Origin of the sequence: Sphingobacterium sp. BIGb0165 (assembly GCF_024810095.1) — a bacterium.
Lineage (GTDB): Bacteria > Bacteroidota > Bacteroidia > Sphingobacteriales > Sphingobacteriaceae > Sphingobacterium > Sphingobacterium detergens.
This window is the reverse complement of record NZ_JANUEB010000001.1, coordinates 758,193-775,416: the sequence shown is the minus strand read 5'-3', so window position 1 is coordinate 775,416 and position 17,224 is coordinate 758,193. Positions and strand designations below refer to the sequence as shown.

The 17,224-nt window shown below is 36.3% G+C and carries 16 protein-coding genes; 9 read left to right on the top strand and 7 right to left on the bottom strand.

Annotated elements, in window-relative coordinates:
- The first annotated feature begins 3 nt into the window (after positions 1-3).
- Positions 4-756 carry a DUF2490 domain-containing protein gene (locus M2408_RS03345; RefSeq protein WP_259179250.1) on the top strand — a complete coding sequence of 251 codons (753 nt, stop codon included), beginning with the start codon at positions 4-6 and terminating at the stop codon, positions 754-756.
- A gap of 466 nt (positions 757-1,222) precedes the next feature.
- Here M2408_RS03345 and M2408_RS03340 read toward each other — a convergent pair whose 3' ends face one another.
- The gene (locus M2408_RS03340; RefSeq protein ID WP_259179248.1) at positions 1,223-1,594 is read right to left on the bottom strand and encodes a response regulator; all 372 of its coding nucleotides are present in this window, start codon (positions 1,592-1,594) and stop codon (positions 1,223-1,225) included.
- A gap of 149 nt (positions 1,595-1,743) precedes the next feature.
- Positions 1,744-2,328, bottom strand: coding sequence for a ferritin-like domain-containing protein (locus M2408_RS03335; protein WP_259179246.1), 585 nt, complete (start codon positions 2,326-2,328; stop codon positions 1,744-1,746).
- Between the two features lie 389 nt (positions 2,329-2,717).
- Here M2408_RS03335 and M2408_RS03330 point away from each other — a divergent pair, with 389 nt between their 5' ends.
- Positions 2,718-3,893, top strand: coding sequence for a GAF domain-containing sensor histidine kinase (locus M2408_RS03330; protein ID WP_259179244.1), 1,176 nt, complete (start codon positions 2,718-2,720; stop codon positions 3,891-3,893).
- A 180-nt stretch (positions 3,894-4,073) separates the two neighbouring features.
- Complete coding sequence (locus M2408_RS03325) at positions 4,074-4,778, top strand: hypothetical protein (protein WP_259179241.1); 705 nt, start codon at positions 4,074-4,076, stop codon at positions 4,776-4,778.
- A 232-nt stretch (positions 4,779-5,010) separates the two neighbouring features.
- Here M2408_RS03325 and M2408_RS03320 read toward each other — a convergent pair whose 3' ends face one another.
- Positions 5,011-6,483 (bottom strand): WG repeat-containing protein, encoded by a 1,473-nt coding sequence (locus M2408_RS03320; protein WP_259179239.1) that lies wholly within the window; start codon positions 6,481-6,483, stop codon positions 5,011-5,013.
- A 193-nt stretch (positions 6,484-6,676) separates the two neighbouring features.
- Here M2408_RS03320 and M2408_RS03315 point away from each other — a divergent pair, with 193 nt between their 5' ends.
- Positions 6,677-7,021, top strand: a complete 345-nt coding sequence (locus M2408_RS03315; protein WP_259179237.1) for a TfoX/Sxy family protein — start codon at positions 6,677-6,679, stop codon at positions 7,019-7,021.
- 127 nt (positions 7,022-7,148) lie between these two features.
- Here M2408_RS03315 and M2408_RS03310 read toward each other — a convergent pair whose 3' ends face one another.
- The 3 genes from M2408_RS03310 to M2408_RS03300 form a co-directional block, all read right to left on the bottom strand.
- Positions 7,149-7,931, bottom strand: coding sequence for a type 1 glutamine amidotransferase domain-containing protein (locus M2408_RS03310; protein WP_259179235.1), 783 nt, complete (start codon positions 7,929-7,931; stop codon positions 7,149-7,151).
- A 202-nt stretch (positions 7,932-8,133) separates the two neighbouring features.
- Positions 8,134-8,970: an AraC family transcriptional regulator gene (locus tag M2408_RS03305; RefSeq protein ID WP_259179233.1), complete on the bottom strand. Its 837-nt coding sequence runs from the start codon at positions 8,968-8,970 to the stop codon at positions 8,134-8,136.
- A 526-nt stretch (positions 8,971-9,496) separates the two neighbouring features.
- Complete coding sequence (locus tag M2408_RS03300; protein ID WP_259179231.1) at positions 9,497-10,171, bottom strand: hypothetical protein; 675 nt, start codon at positions 10,169-10,171, stop codon at positions 9,497-9,499.
- Positions 10,172-10,535: 364 nt separating this feature from the next.
- Between M2408_RS03300 and M2408_RS03295 the strand changes: the two genes are divergently transcribed.
- The 5 genes from M2408_RS03295 (at position 10,536) to M2408_RS03275 (ending at position 15,020) form a co-directional block, all read left to right on the top strand.
- Complete coding sequence (locus M2408_RS03295; RefSeq protein WP_259179230.1) at positions 10,536-11,123, top strand: hypothetical protein; 588 nt, start codon at positions 10,536-10,538, stop codon at positions 11,121-11,123.
- A 142-nt stretch (positions 11,124-11,265) separates the two neighbouring features.
- Positions 11,266-11,904: a pentapeptide repeat-containing protein gene (locus M2408_RS03290; protein ID WP_259179228.1), complete on the top strand. Its 639-nt coding sequence runs from the start codon at positions 11,266-11,268 to the stop codon at positions 11,902-11,904.
- Positions 11,905-12,557: 653 nt separating this feature from the next.
- Positions 12,558-13,550, top strand: a complete 993-nt coding sequence (locus M2408_RS03285; RefSeq protein WP_259179226.1) for an SDR family NAD(P)-dependent oxidoreductase — start codon at positions 12,558-12,560, stop codon at positions 13,548-13,550.
- A 123-nt stretch (positions 13,551-13,673) separates the two neighbouring features.
- Positions 13,674-14,504, top strand: a complete 831-nt coding sequence (locus M2408_RS03280; protein ID WP_259179223.1) for an AraC family transcriptional regulator — start codon at positions 13,674-13,676, stop codon at positions 14,502-14,504.
- A 321-nt stretch (positions 14,505-14,825) separates the two neighbouring features.
- Entirely contained in the window at positions 14,826-15,020 is a 195-nt protein-coding gene (locus M2408_RS03275; RefSeq protein WP_259179222.1) for a hypothetical protein, read from the top strand.
- Between the two features lie 68 nt (positions 15,021-15,088).
- On the opposite strand, the gene M2408_RS03270 is transcribed toward M2408_RS03275, so the two are convergent.
- Positions 15,089-17,203: a catalase gene (locus M2408_RS03270; RefSeq protein WP_259179220.1), complete on the bottom strand. Its 2,115-nt coding sequence runs from the start codon at positions 17,201-17,203 to the stop codon at positions 15,089-15,091.
- Positions 17,204-17,224 lie beyond the last annotated feature (21 nt).

Genomic DNA, 17,224 nt, shown 5'->3' with positions numbered 1-17,224 from the left:
TAAATGATCAGGTTACTATTCTGCTTCCTGTTGCTCAATGTAATTGTAATGCCAACAGCAATCTACAGCCAGACGAGTAGTTATAATCAGTTTTGGAATGATTTTCAATTTGTGACACCTATAAAAGGAAAATGGAGTAATGAAATTAATATTGGACAGGTATGGACTAGTGTACCAATTGGCGATGATCTTTTTCACACAAATGCGCAACTGTATGCCCGAGTGTGGCTTCATTACTCCTTTGCAACGTTTAAAGTGTCATTATTTACGGGATATAATCACAATCCTGAGATTAGGTCTGTAGAGCAAGATGGGCTTCCGGAGATCAGGTCAGCAATACAGGGAATTTATTATTTTAAGAAGACCCCAGTTACATTATCGGCTCGGTTGCGAATAGAAGATCATCTTGATAAAAGAAGACAAAGAGGTTTCGAAGAAAATTTCCGGGTAAGGAGCCAGTTGAAATTGATAAAACCATTGAATACCCTGGAGATCGCTAAGGGAACAATTTATTTAGCCGCTTCCGAGGAGGTTTTTACGCAGACAGGCACCGATATTTTGGAACATCCCCGATTTGGAAGCAACAGGATAACAATTGGATGTGGGTACGCCATTACTAATGATTTTTTGATTGAGATGGATTATTCCAATGATTACTATCCCAGCAAGATTCAGCACCTTTCCTACAATGCAATACAGGTTAACCTAAGCTGCTACAACTGGCTTAAAAATATAAAACGTACTTTAACTAAATAACCACAGGATAAGCTACTTGTAAATCAATTACTTAGATTGGGATCAACATTGGCATTATGCATAACCTAATGCCAATGTTGGTACCTAAACTCCAATCCCGCTAGTTGATCGCGGCAAATCTGATCACTTCCCCTGCCAAAAAAAATATCTACCGCTGTATTTCTGCCATCTCTTGTCGCTGGCCAGCATCTTCTTGTATGCGCTATCGATAATTTTCAGCAAACAGATCAACAGCTAGCTGTTAATTCCCAATTTTTCAGTAAGCTTTGATAAAAAAATCAAGGAACGATTATTAACTTTTTCCCTAGCCAAAATATTTTCTATTTCAATAGCTTTGTCTATATTTTTCATTTGAAATTTCAATTTTCTTACTTAGATCTATTATTATACCGCTTCTGGAATAAACGATTTTGACTGTATTTGTAATTGTCCCAAAATTTCGTATAACTTAAACCACGCGGCATTATTATTCATTCTCATAAACAAATCTTCGGATGTAGTTTTCCAGGTCAGTAAGGTCAAAAGGTTTCGCTAAAAAACCATCCGCTCCACATGCTAATGAAATACTTCGTCCATCGATATGACCCGAAATCATGACCACAGGCAGCTTATTATGTTTAGATGAGCTCCTGAGATCACGCAGTATCAGGTCCCCATTCCGTGCAGCCATATGTATGTCCAAAAAGAGTATATCAGCATGTAGACTATCCAACACTTCCATTAGGACTAAACTGTTTGCTACAGTTACGACGATTGTATCTTGATCCTCTAGCACCATAGAAAATACATTCAGTATTTCTTTATCATCATCACACACCACAATTTTCTTTTTCATCATGATTTTTTTCTATTACTATCGATCAGAGATAAATTTTCAGAGATCATCATTTATAAAAAATGGATCTTACAGACGTAAGATCCATTTTTTTGTCTTTCCGTCGGAGCTGCCCAAAACTTTGCTCGCCTCTTTGTTTCTTTTAATCTCTTTTATTTAGCTTGTGTATTGAGGTTAGTGTCTGCCAAAGCAGTTAAATCTGTATCACATTTTTTTTCTTCTGCAAGAGTTTCAAGCAGAAAGTCCAGTGCCTCATTGTATTTCAAGACCTTAGCAAATGCAGCGAGTGTGCCGTAAGTGGCAATTTCGTAGTGCTCAACTTTTTGGGCAGCAGCGATAATACCTGCATCTCTAACAGTTCCTTCTTCGGTTTCCTCAATAATGTGTTCGCCCTCTTCGATCAATCCGGCCATCGCTGCGCATCGCTCTGCTTTGGGCTTTAACTCCAAACTTTCAAAACACTGTTCTAAGCGTTTCACATGATTTTCGGTCTCCAAAAGGTGTTTGGAAATCGCTTTTTTTAGCTTATTGGCGGTAGCATTTTTTTCCATTTTTGTCAATGCTTTTGTCAATGCCTTTTCTGCCCAATAAATGTCTTTGAGGCCGTCTTCAAAAAGCTCGGCCAAATCTTTTGCAGCATCAGATACTGCGCGTTTTTTTTGATGGTCTGTGGATTGTTTCGTCATCGTTCCATTTTCAGATTTTTCACTTGCGTTACTTTTAGTTGTTGTTGCCATGTTTAGTAAATTTACTGCTCTAGAGCTTTCTGAAATGGAACATCCTTCAAACAGCTTTGGTTCTAATAGCATGGCTATCACCGCTACTTCACGTGTATATTCCGACGAAGACGTATAAACACGTCTCCTGTAAATTGAAACTCGAGGTCTCTTTAAATAGAAATCTAAAGTATCCACAATTAGGATTCTCACTTCTTTCGCATGTGAAAAGAATAGAAAAACTGATAAAATATTGCTTATATTTAAACAAAAGATCCGCTAACACAAGATTCTAACAGGAATTCCAACATCTTATTCTCCATACAATTTGTATTTAGCTAGTTAGCCGTTAAAAATTCATATATCTTTAGTCTTGAAGGTTGATTTCTTTTTTACTAAACACAATAGTTATGAAAGAAAATAATGATTCAATCTCCCATCTGCTTATGCGGATCGAAGATATCCCTGCAGTAAAGAATATATTGAACACAATATGTTTGTATACAGGCATGGATCTAGGGCTGGTGACCTCCCACAATGGCCATCAATGGATAGCCTGTGCTGTACGTGATTCGCTGGGGGTTGGGGTCTCTGTGGGCCAGCAACTGGAATTACATTATACCTTGGGAGATGAAGCACATGGTAAACATGCACCTATCATTATTCCGGATATCGACCACTGTGAAAATGAAGATTGGAAAAGAAAATTGCATGCAAAAGGTTTTAAAAGTTATATCGCATTCCCGATAGTTGACAAGGACGGATTGTTCTTTGGAACACTCTGTACGATAGATTATAAAGCAGTGTATATCGATAAAGAACGGATAGCACCACTATTTGAACTTCTATCTGAACTGATCAGTTTTCATTTGGGTTCAATTGCAAAAATCAAAAATACAGAAGCACTGCTGGGTGAGGAATTGCAATACTCTGAACGCAGGGATACCCTATTATCAGTTTTGGGACACGACCTGAAAAATCCATTGAGTGCTGTCATTACCTTATCGCAGTATCTCGCCGACAAACTCGAAAATGCGAAACATAAACAGACGGCCAAGCTTATATACGATTCATCCTACAGAATGAAAGGTTTAATCGATAACATACTGGACTTTGCACGCAGTAAGCTAGGTACGGGTATTCATCTGAACAAAAATGTGGTCCAATTAGATCAGGTGATCCTTCAGGCTCTTCGTGAGATCCAAACAAGTTCGCTAGAAAGAAAGATACTCACACATCTTGGAGCAAAACTTCCGGTCAAATGTGATCATGAACGTATGGCACAGGTGTTTTCAAATCTTATAGGAAATTCATTTCGCCATGGATCTGCAGAAAATACAATCGTTATAAACTCTTCCATTGAAGGTGGGAAATTTATCTTCCAGATAGAAAATGATGGAGATAAGATAACAGATTCTATATTAGATAACCTATTTAAACCTTTTGTTGGAAGAAAAAATCAGAATGAAGGCGGCCTGGGATTGGGCCTTTATATCTCCAAACAGATAATCACCGCGCACAAAGGTGATATCCATGTCAAATGCTTTGATGAAAAAGTGGTATTTAGCCTTTGGATCCCAATATGATAGGTGCTTCGATCATAATCGCACAATTATTTCGGAGAAAGTATAAGTGGCAAGTTGGGAAAATTGTGAAAAACTAATGGGAAATTGGTAAACAATTGGCGAATCAAAATACATGGTTAGATTTATTTTTTTCATTTACAGATTTTTGAATATATTTAGCAATGGAGGGAACTTAGTCGAATGAAGAACTATGCCAACAGTATTGCTTATGGAAAATATTTGGAACAATACAATTATATTTTTGAAAAAACCTATTTTATAAAACAAGCAATCCATTCTTTGACAGAAGACATCAAATTGATTATCGACAACTACAATCATTCTTATGATATTACACACAATTATGGAAAATCAATTAGTTGTCAAAATATAACACTGCAAGATAAAACCGGTAATGAAATATTTACAGCTAGATATGCGTTCGGGAAATTGTTTCATCAATATATAAAGCATTCAAACAACAATGAATACTTTATTGCGGGTAATGACTTGATGGAGTTTTCTATCTATAACATCACAAAAAGCGAAGAATATAAATTTGTTAGTGAATGTCGGATTGACGAAGAATCTGATGAAGGTTGTGACAATGAATTCTGGTATATAAAAGAATGGATTTATAATCCAACAAATAATCTCATTGCAATTAACGGACAAGATTTGATGAATTGTGCTACGATAACAGTTGGTGATTTTACTAATCCAGAAATGCTCCCCTTAAAGTTTAAAAATCTCCATAAGGTATTAGCTGACCAATATGGAGACGGACCCTGTAACGCAATACGTTGGACGGACAGAAATTGTTTGGAGCTAGAAGTCTGTGAAGAGAATACAAGGACCGTAAGTTTGACAGAGCAGGAAATTGTTAGCATATTGAGGACAAAGTAAGAACACGAATATGGTTGCTTAGGTGATAGATAGGGATCAACCGAAATCACAGATTTCGAGGCCTGCCCCTATTGAACTTCTATCTGGCACAGTTGGTGTTACACTCCCGGTACTGCGCCACATGTTATTATATTAAATAATTTTGTAAACGATATTGCATCTACACTATGCAGGATTTGAAATTCGTTTGTATAAACTTATAAGTTTTTCTGACAGCTATTCAAGATCAAACTTACAATGTATTATCTGTAGGCTCAAAATTTGATATTTCGTCGTATTTAGGATTAACCACCACGTTGCCTTTTAGATTGACAAGCCCTATTTTGAAATGAGATAGCTGTTCATTACCATTACTGAGATGGCGAAACTGGATTAAACCAAATTGGTACGACATGTATTTTCGACCTTTGTTTTGGCTAACATTAAATGGTATTTGTTTGTTTAAACCGACAAGTTCCAATGGTTCGCCTTCGGCATTTATTAGGGCAAACAGGCCATTTCCCAAGTCGGTAAGGCCCTTATCCTCTTTTTCAAGGGATAAAATCTTCTTTCCTTGGGCATTAATAATTAGGGTTTCACTTGGATCTTTAATGCTCATAGCCATAAGATGTTTACTGTCTAAAAGTGCTAGCTGTTTCCAATTGTAACCCAGCACAAATTCTCCTTTGGTATTAATCAAGGCGTGGTCCAGCTCCCCATCGTCTTTATCGTCAAACCTAGCTACTACCGCCATACCATCATAAAATTCCGTCGCTTTGGCCAGCCCTAGCTTCACCACCTCTTTTCCGTTTGTATTGACATAGCCATAGTTGGGATAAAACTCCTTAAAATTCTTATCTTCCTTATAAACCATAACCCTGGCTAAGCCATTGTTAAAGCTTGAAATCTCTTTATAAATTGGCGGTGTGACCATTTGGCCCTTGGTATTCATTAGTCCAAGGAGCAAGTCTCCTTCTGGCAACCAAAAGCTGAACAAGCCATTTGAAAAAGTGTCATCTATATCATATTTGGCATCTGTCACTATCTCTCCTTTCGGGTTGATGATCCTGCCAATACTATTTTTATTATACTTTTTGGAAGTATATTTCTCCCACACCTGCGCAAACCCGTTTTCAAAGGCTTTTGCATTTACGTATTGAAGCTTAATAACTTCTTTGCCTTTTAAATTGATGTAGCCATACAGGTCATTTTTAGCTACTACCGCCAGTCCTTGTGAAAAATGTCCTATCTTATCGTACACAGGCTGCACCACTATTTTTCCGCTGGTATTGATAAAGCCCCATTTACCATTTATCTCAACGCCCGCAACTCCTTCATTAAAAAAAGTGGTATTCGTAAACTGAACAGGAATAACCAATGTACCCGATGTATCGCAATAGCCCCATTTGCCCTTCTCTTCTTTTTTTATATCAACGGTTTTGTATTGCTCATCACGCTTGACAGAATCTTTTGGGTTTACGTTCGATGGCGAAACTAACAACACTGGATCGGCATCAGGCACATACTTACCTATATTTACGGGCACAAGGTTATTGCCCCAAGAACCGGCATCGTCATAAACAAGAGGAATTACCTCACGACCAAGAGCATCAATAAATCCACATTTTCCATTTAGGCGAACCAAGGCCAAGTGCATTTTTTCTTTTTGTGCAAATGCGACCGAATAAAATCCGATCAATAACAATAACAACAATGGAAATTTCATATATGAAGTTGTTTACAGAAATTAAATCTACTTAATTTATCCCTCGCATCCAACCCTAGTCAAATTAATAGCTTTTGCCCCTTATTTCTTGCCGACAAACTTATCTTGTTATAATTCTATAAATTATAATAAATAAATATCTCTTGACAATCGTAGTTTTTAGTTAATTTTAAATAACAGACAAATTGAAGTGATGGCTTATAACAATGAACTAGTCAACCGGGTCCGTGAAAGACTTGCAATAGATGAAAATATTGAAGTTGAGGAAAAGAAAATGTTTAGCGGATTATCTTTTCTTGTGAATGGGAAAATGTGTATCAATATCAGCCATGACAATCTGATGTGTCGTTATAACGCTGAACTAGAAGATGAGGTTTCGGAAAAAAAAGGCTTCTTACCGATGATTATGAAAGGAAAGCAATTGAAAGGGTATTGTTATGTAGAACCTATTGGTTTTCAAAAACCTGATGATTTTGAATATTGGATAAAAATCTGCCTGGATTATAACCCAATTGCAAAAGCTTCGAAGAAGAAATGAAAAATGAACCTGGGTCAATAGAATGTAGGTAATATAACAACTGCAAATGGATGGGCTTGATGCCCTGGAAATCTGAATATCAAAATGGGCGTGTTGTAAATAGACTTAGTTATTGCTAATGGTTTTCTTAGTGCCAATTTTCTATTTTAGCGAGAAGCTTTTTACCTAGTTCTTTTGCACTATACGGGTCTTGTCCAGTTATCAGTTCTCTATCATTGATAACGTTACTTAAACTTAACATTTTCGTGTGTACTTTTCCTCCTAGTCTTCCTAGAATCTTTACTGGATAATCTGGCATATGTCCACCAATACCAAAACATGGAATATCCTCTGTTACAAATTCTGCGGCCATACTCACGCATGTCATGCTATATCCTTCATAAATCCACTTGCCATTTATTATTGGCGCAGAACCCAGTGCTGCAGAGCCATGACAAATAGCAGCAGTAATTTTGTTGGCTGTATGGAAATGAAATAACAATTCTCCGGTTTCTTTATTGTAGTCATTATTTACGAGCCAATTGCGGTGTAATACATCAGTCATTGGGGCATGACCGCCGGGAATAAAAAGAACATCATAGCTGTTTAATTTTTCTTTGTCTTCTAATAAATCCGACAATTTTTGTGGAACACCTATCCCTAGGTCTTGTAATTTGGTCTCAAAATAATGTTTTGCATGCTCCATCTTTTTTTTTGAAAGCCCCCAATTACTAAGATTATATGATTTTTCATCTATTACGCAGCCTTTACCATCAGGACTTACAAACTCTATTTCATAACCAGCTTCAATCAGTGGTTCAATTGGATCAACCAATTCTCCAAGAAAAATCCCCACGTTATGTGTTCCGCCCTCTTTAAGTGGAATTTGAGTGGCAGAAGAAGTGTAAACTAAAATCTTATTTTTTTTCATTTTTAACTTTTTTTATTAATATCAATAACTATTGCAATTGCGTGTAGAAATTAGCACCCCTTTCAGCTACGGAAGGCTGATTGGCTTGGACTACAAAGTTTGCAATTAGAATGCTGTTCATTTCTCTCTATTTTTGATAAATTAAAGATACGACGCACAAGTTGGACAGATATTATAAAAATTAAAGCTAGAAGTGCAAAAATCAAAGTTGCATTGATTTCCTGTATTGCATGGGCGTAATTTTTTCCCACCTTTTAAAGAAATTAGCGAAGTGAGAAGCTTCTTTGAAAGACAAGTGATATGCAATTTCCTTTATTGAATAATCTGTTTGTAGCAATAAAGTTTTGGCCGCGGATAAAAGTGCTGCGTGTATATGTTCTTGTGCTGTTTTACCTGTATGTTTTTTAAGTGTGGCGCTTAAATGATTTGGGTGTGTAGAAAGTTTATCGGCGAAATAGGCTACAGAAAGATCCTTATTTTCTAGTGACTGAACATCTTTTTTTACGTGCGACAGGAAGTTATGTATCAATCTCTCCCTTGTAGTATCTACTGTGGATATTAATTCTTTATCAGAAAACAATGAATTTTCATAAATCTGTTTGATATGTAACAACAGTATTTTTATATAGGCAGCAATAAGATTAAATTGTTCATTGGATTGTGTCTGATAGCGCTGATGGATGTTATCAAATACATTTGTTAGTACAGCAATATCAGTTTCATTTACACGGAGTGGAATAGCTTTATCGAGCTGGAAGAAGGGAAAATCAAAAATGATGTTAGCCAGTTCCTGATGCTGATTAATAAAATTCTCGGTGAATATTACAGCATATTTTTTGGTAACATGGGGATCAAAATTCCACGATACGATCTGATATGGAGTTTTGATGTATATGATGTTTTTTTTCTCCGTTGATTTCCAGAAACCTGAATTAAAGACGCCCTCTCCTTCCAATAAGAGGGAAATAGCATAAAACCGGTGTCTAAATGGCTTTGTTGGAGCATTATAATGATCATCTTTGCTTTCAATTTTTTTCAAAATGAATATCTTTATAAGGAAAAGGCTCAATCCCTAAGTACCGGCAAAGGCTGCTGAAATCATAAAATTCAGGAATATCGGTTGTCGGTGCTTTACTGTTCATTTATTTTTATAAAATAGTGCATATTACAAATATGTAAAAGGGTTTCATGGTATAGCGGCTTAATAACCTTTTATCAATAAACAAGATACCTGTATCCTAACTATAAAACTTTGACCAAGATTCGAAATATGGTTGTAGCTCTTCGCTCAGATTCATCTTGATCCATTGCCTATTATCCCCCCTCCTCCGTGTATAATATTTCGAGGATAACAACATGTACGATATTGATGATTTCACAGTTATGACTTTTCCCAATAAAATTAATATAATCAAAGAAACTTCGCTCGAAAAGACTTATTTTGTCCTTTACTATTTGCGCCCCTAAGTACATTGCATATTCATTTATAAACGAACACGTCAAACGATCTGAGTTAAATATACGCCATATCCCGTTTTTTTCTCCACGGGATATGGAGATGGTTTTTAATTTCCTTTCATCGGTGGAACATCAGAAGCATCAGATTTTGAATAGTTTTCTAAATATTTTAATATATCAAGTTTAAAATTTTCACACACATATATTTTTAGAATTGCATAGTTGAAATAGTTATCTATCCCTTTTGTAAAATTGGAAATAAAATCTTCCTTACTTTTCTTGTTAAATGAGTCAAAAATAAATGTCAATTTTGTAAAATTCTCATCAATTTTTTCAATGTTAATTTTCCATTTAAGTATTCCATTCTTAGAAAAAGACTCATTAATCGTTGGCTTTATTGGATATTTAAGTGTTTCCTTATTATATTCACCTTTGTAAAGCATGATTATGTTTGATTCAAAAGATTTCTCTCGAATTGTTTTCTGATATAAATTTAAATCCGTAATGATATTGGCGGAAACATAATTTTTATTTTCTGTAAGATAAAGAGTAGCAATATTTTCATTTCGGCTTATAGAATCAATTTTCGTTTCTTTCAAACTATATTGAAGTAGGGAAGAATTGTTGAAATTATCAAAATAATGTACAACTTTTTTTAGTGGTAATTTTATTGTTTCTGTTTGACTGATATTGATAATTTCTTGTCCATATAAACTTAAGTTTGAAATAGATAATAAAATTGCGATAACTACTATAAAACTTAAATTTGCATTTTGTTTCATTTTTTTGCTGGTTTATAAAACATGCTCCAACTCACTTATTAATGCATGTTTTTCAGTGCGTAATTGTTTATTTTCACTTCAAATTTAAAGTATCTCTCCTATATCAGCCCAAAAGCATTTATGATTCGCTGGCTTTGTTTTACGATTTGCAAAATGTGCAATGGATAGACGGATTTTCTGTTCAGGCGACCTTTCACACGGGTATCCCCTGTTTAGCACAACATTTACAACCTCAGATTGAGATAATGTAGGTATATAAACTAAATATAATATTGGGATTCGTTTTTTTTCTTTGACTTTTTGCATATTAGCTATCGGAAAAGCAAATCATTTAAGCTAGTAAAACTTATAAATATCAATGCATATGGAAAGAACTTATAACGGCATCTCCACCCTTTATGAAACCCCAACCGGATATCATATCACGATACCTGCAAAAAAACATTTGCCTGTTATTATTTTCCTTACTTTGTGGCTGGTTGGTTGGGTGATGGCAATTAATTTTGTTGGTTCATCATTCGGAAATGATTTTTATAATATCATAAATGGAAAATTGGCATTTGATAGCTTGTTTATGATGGTTTGGCTGGTCTTTGGGGGAGCAGCAGGCTTGTTCGTGATTAAAACTTTGGTCTGGTACCTAATTGGACAGGAGATCATTATGATAGACCACGAACAAATAAGTATTGCTAGAAAAAATGATGTATTCTTCAAGCCGAGAATATACGATCTAAGAGAAGCAAAGAGATTCCATGTTGAGGAAGAGCATTTTGAGTTTTCCTTTTGGGGGCAGCAGGATCATTTGTCATTGTTTAGAAACAGGGGTTCTATTCGATTTGAATATGGTCTGAGAACTATAAAATTTGCGAATGATATGGATCAAGCTGAGGCAAACTACATCTTGAAAACATTAAGATCGTCGGGGTATCTGACAGCCACTAATTTTGATTAAATATTATCGTTTTTAATCTTCTGCTTTCTTCCATTGTAAAAGACCATTTTTTAAATGGCACATTTTTTTATTTGAATCCTATGAATGATTTTTCAGAGGATGATGAAACAGTAATACATAAATAAAATTCAGATTTAGCCATATGAATACAGACTATATAAATAAGACTTTAGAGCGAAAAACAAGATTTTCAAATCAAAACTTTGTGGATTATGATTTCACAAAAACGAATTTCAATAGTTCTGTATTTGAAAACACTAATTTTAACAACTGTTTATTTGAATCTTCAGTTTTAAAGGGTTCTAAAATTTTTTATGAATCAAACTTTGAAAATTGTGTTTTCAAAAACATTAATTTATCAGAGACAACCTTTGGTTGCCACAAAGGAATTTATAAAGATTGCATTTTTGAAAACTGCGAATATAAAAATAGAGGGTTTAATTTTACTAAGTTTATCGATTGTAAATTTATAAAAGCAAAATTTATAACTGTCGATTTTAACGGCAGTCAATTTCGTGGTTGTTTTTTTGAAGGCAAATTCAAGGATGTTACGTTTAACGGTATCTATGATTCTAACCCAGATTCCAAGGCATGTTTATATAATTGTGATTTCTCCAATTCTAAATTCGGAAATTTTGTGAGTTTCGAAAATTGTGATTTATCAACCAGTAAAGCACCAAAAGACACAACATTTAAAGAAATTTTATATCAAGTTGATGCATCAAATCCTAGATTATTAAGTACAGGAACTCCCGATAGACTTATAATTGGGGGTTTATAACCACTTAGCGAAAACTGAATTTTAAGCAACCCGAATTAAAATATCTGTATTGTTTAAGTTTAGAATGAACAAACGAATAGAGTAAATTTTAGGAATAGATACAATAGGATAATAATAGCTTTTATAGATATGTTAATCATTTTAAAATTATTGGGTAGAAATCATGGTTCCGGTTTTAAGGTCATGATTTCTTATTTTCTCCATTTATAATAAATTTGACCTTAGCATGTATCTAACAACGAATACTTTAAATAGATCCAACCTAAATTTAGGATATTTCTGATAGTTGCTAATGACACCTTTATATTCGCTGAGTAATATTTATTATTCGTTTTAAAGAAATACAACTATTTGGTCGCCCCAATTTCTTTGCTATTTTTTACCATTCGCTTTCTATGAGACGAATGTTTCAGGTATGCCTCAGCTAAAACAATGACATTTTAATCTCCATGTTTGCAGTACCTTTTCTCTACCATCTTCCAGTCTCCACAAAGGATTCCTAAAACCTCCAAAGGAAAGCTCTGTAGAATTGTGGCGCAAAGAAATAATGATCCTCTGTCCTTTTAAACAAAGTTAAATAGGCCTTTTGAACAAAACAAAACATCTTGATCCTAACTAATTTTGTCTCAGTAATAACAATTAAACTATTCAAAATGGAACAGAATAATTACCAGGGAGCTCAACAACAACCTATAGGTTCGGGCTTCAATGCAAGATCAACAGCCAATGATGTCATTCAAAACATCAATCTTACCGGAAAAGTAGCTATTGTCACTGGCGGTAACACAGGGATTGGACTGGAAACAACTAAAGTGCTCTCATTGGCAGGAGCTACAGTAATAGTACCTGCACGTGATATCGAAAAAGCTAAGAAGAATCTGGAAGGGATTGCCAATATTGAAATTGCATCAATGGATTTGATGTCTCCCACATCTATTGATGCCTTCACGGAAAATTTTATAGCTTCGGGAAGGTCTTTACATGTACTTATCAATAACGCAGGCATTATGTGGGTGCCATTACGTAGAGATGAACGTGGTATAGAGTCACAGCTGGCGACCAATTACTTCGCATTGTTCCAGCTCACCTCCAGATTATGGTCTTCACTACAAAAAGCTAACGGGGCACGAGTGGTTAATGTTTCTTCTCATGGTCATCATTTCGCGCCTTTTAATTTTGACGATCCTAATTTCCTACACAGGGAATATGAAACCTTACAGGGATATGGACAATCCAAGACCGCTGTCAATCTTTTTTCAATGGAACTGGATGTGCGAGGGCAATCTTCCTATATCAGAAGCTATGCAGTTCATCCCGGTTCGATTGGCGGAACAGAATTAGGCAGAGAAGCCCCACTGGAGCTATTCCAAAAAATGGGTTTTGTAGATGGACAGGGTAATATGCTCCCCGAAGTTGCCGCATCGCTAAAAACGGTACCACAAGGAGCCGCTACAACGGTATGGTGTGCAACCAGCCCTTTATTGGATCATATTGGTGGCGTTTATTGTGAAGATGGCGATATTGCCGCAATTTCATCGGACATAACCGACCAAAAAGGAATAACCCCCTATTCATTGGATAAAATTCATGCGCAGAAACTATGGGAGCTAACCGAAGAGATGACAGGCCTTCGCTTCAATCCGTAAATCAGCTTACATTTGGGGCAAAATCAGCATTTTGCCTCGCTTTAACAGTTTATTTTAAACAATGTAAATTATGTTATTTCTTATCTTTACCTTATTGATTTCCCCCATAAAAAAGCAAAAATCATGGAATACCAAGCACGTTACATTACCGAAGATATAAAGCTTTCCTATTACGAAGACAACTTTTTCAAATCGGACATTATGTTTGACCAGCATATGTTGGTATGGTTTCTTTCTGGAGAAACCAAGATTGTACAGGCTGACGCTACCTATGTATTCGGAAGAGGAGATATCTTTTTAATTCCTAGAAACCAGCTGGCCACTATTATTAATTACCCTAAAGATGGTGAACCGCATAAAACTGTAGTCATGCATTTGTCCATAGAAACATTAAAGAATTTTTATGCTGGTAAGACCACGGATCTCCAGCCAAAAGATTCACCGGGAATTTTTTGTTTCAATAATCATCCCCTTCTGGAAAGCTGTCTGGCATCACTCATCCCTTATTTTGACATGAAAGATATCCCCAAAGATATTGCCTCCATTAAAATCACCGAAGCCATAAGTATTCTTAGAGTGCTGGACAAAAGGATCGATCATATACTTGCTAATTTTGAGGAACCGGGAAAGATCAATCTTGTCGATTATATGGAGAGGAATTTTATGTTTAATCTTCCGCTGGAAAAGTTTGGTTATTTAACAGGTCGAAGTTTGACAACATTTAAGCGAGATTTCAAAAAGGCTTTTACCATGACTCCACAACGCTGGTTAACACATAAACGTTTGGAACTCGCTTATTATCAGTTAACACAAAAGAAAAAGAAACCGCTGGAAGTTTGTTATGAGGTAGGGTTTGAAAACCTGTCCCATTTTTCTTTTGCATTCAAGAAGCAGTTTGGAATTGCTCCAAGCTTATTAATAAGCCACTCTCTTGCTTCACAGGAGAAAAAATAACATTTTTCGCATGTCATGTTATCCGCTTAAAAAGGCATTGTTATCACTCGTCCTTTATATAATCCTTTTGAAAACGTAAACAAAACTGCATATCCTCCAGCACCATCACTATTTACTAATGTGATGTATAAAATGTCATTTAGTTCATCATAATAACATGCTGCAAACTCATTGTTGATATTAAATAGGTTCTCAATTTCCTTTTCTGGAATTTGGATACTTCTCCCCTATGCAGCGATATACAGAACAATTTATAAATGAAATGCTTATTGGTATCCCTCAATGGAATTAACCAAAGTCAATATAATATAACAACCACAAATGAGCGATATTGATGATTTTATGATTGGATTGCACGCTGGAGTTGTTCCACATTTACAAAATGTCTTCGATGACGACAAACTCTACCTCCAAAAGAAGTCTGATTTGTGGAAGTCTGATATCCGTGTTCAAAAAGAATTGAATTCACAAGCGTCAGGTTTTGTCGATGTTGACTATCCGTTATTCAATGACTAACCATTTACGATTTCCATAATATATAAGAAACAAATAGTCCTTCTTCCGAAGGGCTATTTGTTTTTACTTTAGGAAGGCACTTTTCTTGATTTTTCTCTCTCCCATACGCGGTGGCTTTTCATAATCGCTATAAAATCCGCCGTTAGATTATCCGTACTTTCGAAAATAACACCTTTGTCTTTTTTAATAAATGATCTTTCCGCTAACTCTTCAGCACCTTGTGCAAATGCCAAAGCCTTACAGTGTCGGTAACCTTCATTGATAAAATGGAGGTAATCGGCATTTTGCGCAAGAGTTTTTACCGATTCACCCGCTGGTGTGAAGAAGGCATCGTAACAAACTGATGCCTCCGTAAGGTAGGAATGCTGGATATCTTCTTCTGTTCCTTCCTTGAACCGGATCTTTCCTACATGAGATGCGATCAGTACGCCTTGCGCCCCTTCCCTTTCGAGGGCTGTTTTCATTTTATCTATAGAAGATTTACTAACTCCATTATCAACAAGGAAGGCAACCTTTCTGGTCTTGATTGTACCCTCACCGTCTCTCACCTTCATGCTCAAAGCAGCAGACTTTTCAATCTCTGGTTTGACGGGTTTAAGAGGATATTTGGGATGGTTTTGCCGTGCAAATTTGAGGGTTAATGGATCAAGTTCTTTTGGCGGGGTAAGCTCGAGGTTTACACCAACATTTTTTGCCAATTTTTGGTCTATCTGGTTCAAAATAGCCAGTTGTCGCCTTCGTATATTGACATCGTTCACTTTCGAAAGCTCAAAACTCAGAGCATTGACCATGTGGTCCTGTTCTTCTGGACTCTGTGAATTAAAAAATAGTTTTGCTTGCGTAAAGTGATCTGCGAAGGAATCTGAGCGAGCCCTAACTTTTGAACCATCAATAGGCTGATTTTGGGATTCAAATCCTACCCCATCATTAAGCATTGCATGATAAGGGCAACCTACAGCCTTACTGTTAGGGAAATAACTCACAGCACCTTTAGGAATCTCAGCCCGGGCAAAACCATCTTTTTGATTATTATGTTTACCAGTCACTGGACGATTGATAGGAAGTTCATGGAAATTTGGCCCACCTAATCGATAATTTTGGGTATCCATGTAGGAAAATATCCGTCCTTGCAAAAGCGGATCATCCGAAACATCTACACCTGGCACCAACCTACCGGGGTCGAAAGCGGCTTGTTCGGTCTCTGCAAAAAAATTCTCTGGGTTGCGATTTAGTGTCATCGTTCCTATAATCTGAACTGGCACCAATTCCTCAGGAATAATCTTGGTTGCATCAAGAATGTCAAACGAGTATTTCAATTCATCCGCTTCGGGAACCAATTGAACGCCGAGATCCCATTGCGGAAAATCTCCTTTGTCAATAGCTTCATAGAGATCCCTTCGATGAAAATCGGCATCAAATCCTGAAATCTTTTGGGCCTCATTCCATGCGACTGAATGTACACCTAATCTCGGTTTCCAATGAAATTTAACGAATGTGCCTTTTCCTTGGGCATTCACAAATTTAAATGTATGGACGCCAAAACCTTCTATCATCCTTAAACTTCGGGGTATCGCTCGATCAGACATAGTCCACATGATCATGTGTGCAGATTCGGGCATCAGCGAGATAAAATCCCAAAAGGTGTCATGTGCAGATGCCGCCTGCGGCATTTCGTTGTTCGGTTCTGGCTTTACAGCGTGGACCAGATCTGGAAAGTTCATCGCATCCTGAATAAAAAAAACTGGAATATTATTCCCAACGAGATCGTAATTACCTTCTTCGGTATAGAATTTAACAGAGAAACCTCGTACATCTCTAGCAAGGTCGGTAGAACCTTTGAAACCCGCTACAGTCGAAAATCTTGTAAAAAGGGGCGTTACTGTTCCTTTTTTTAAAAATGCTGCGCTTGTATATTGGGATAAATCAGCTGTTGCTTCGAAAATACCATGGGCTCCCGATCCACGCGCATGAACAACACGTTCTGGTATACGCTCACGGTCAAAATGCATCAGCTTATCGAAATAAATATGATCCTGCTGTAATGATGGTCCCCTCTCGCCCGCCTTTAATGTATTGTTGTTGTCAGAAATAGGCACTCCATCGTTGGTGGTCATAATCTGCTGGGAATTGTCCACTAAACGTTGATCAATCTCAGCCGTTTTTAGATTCTTTTCTTTTTTCATATCCAATTATTTTCTAGTTTA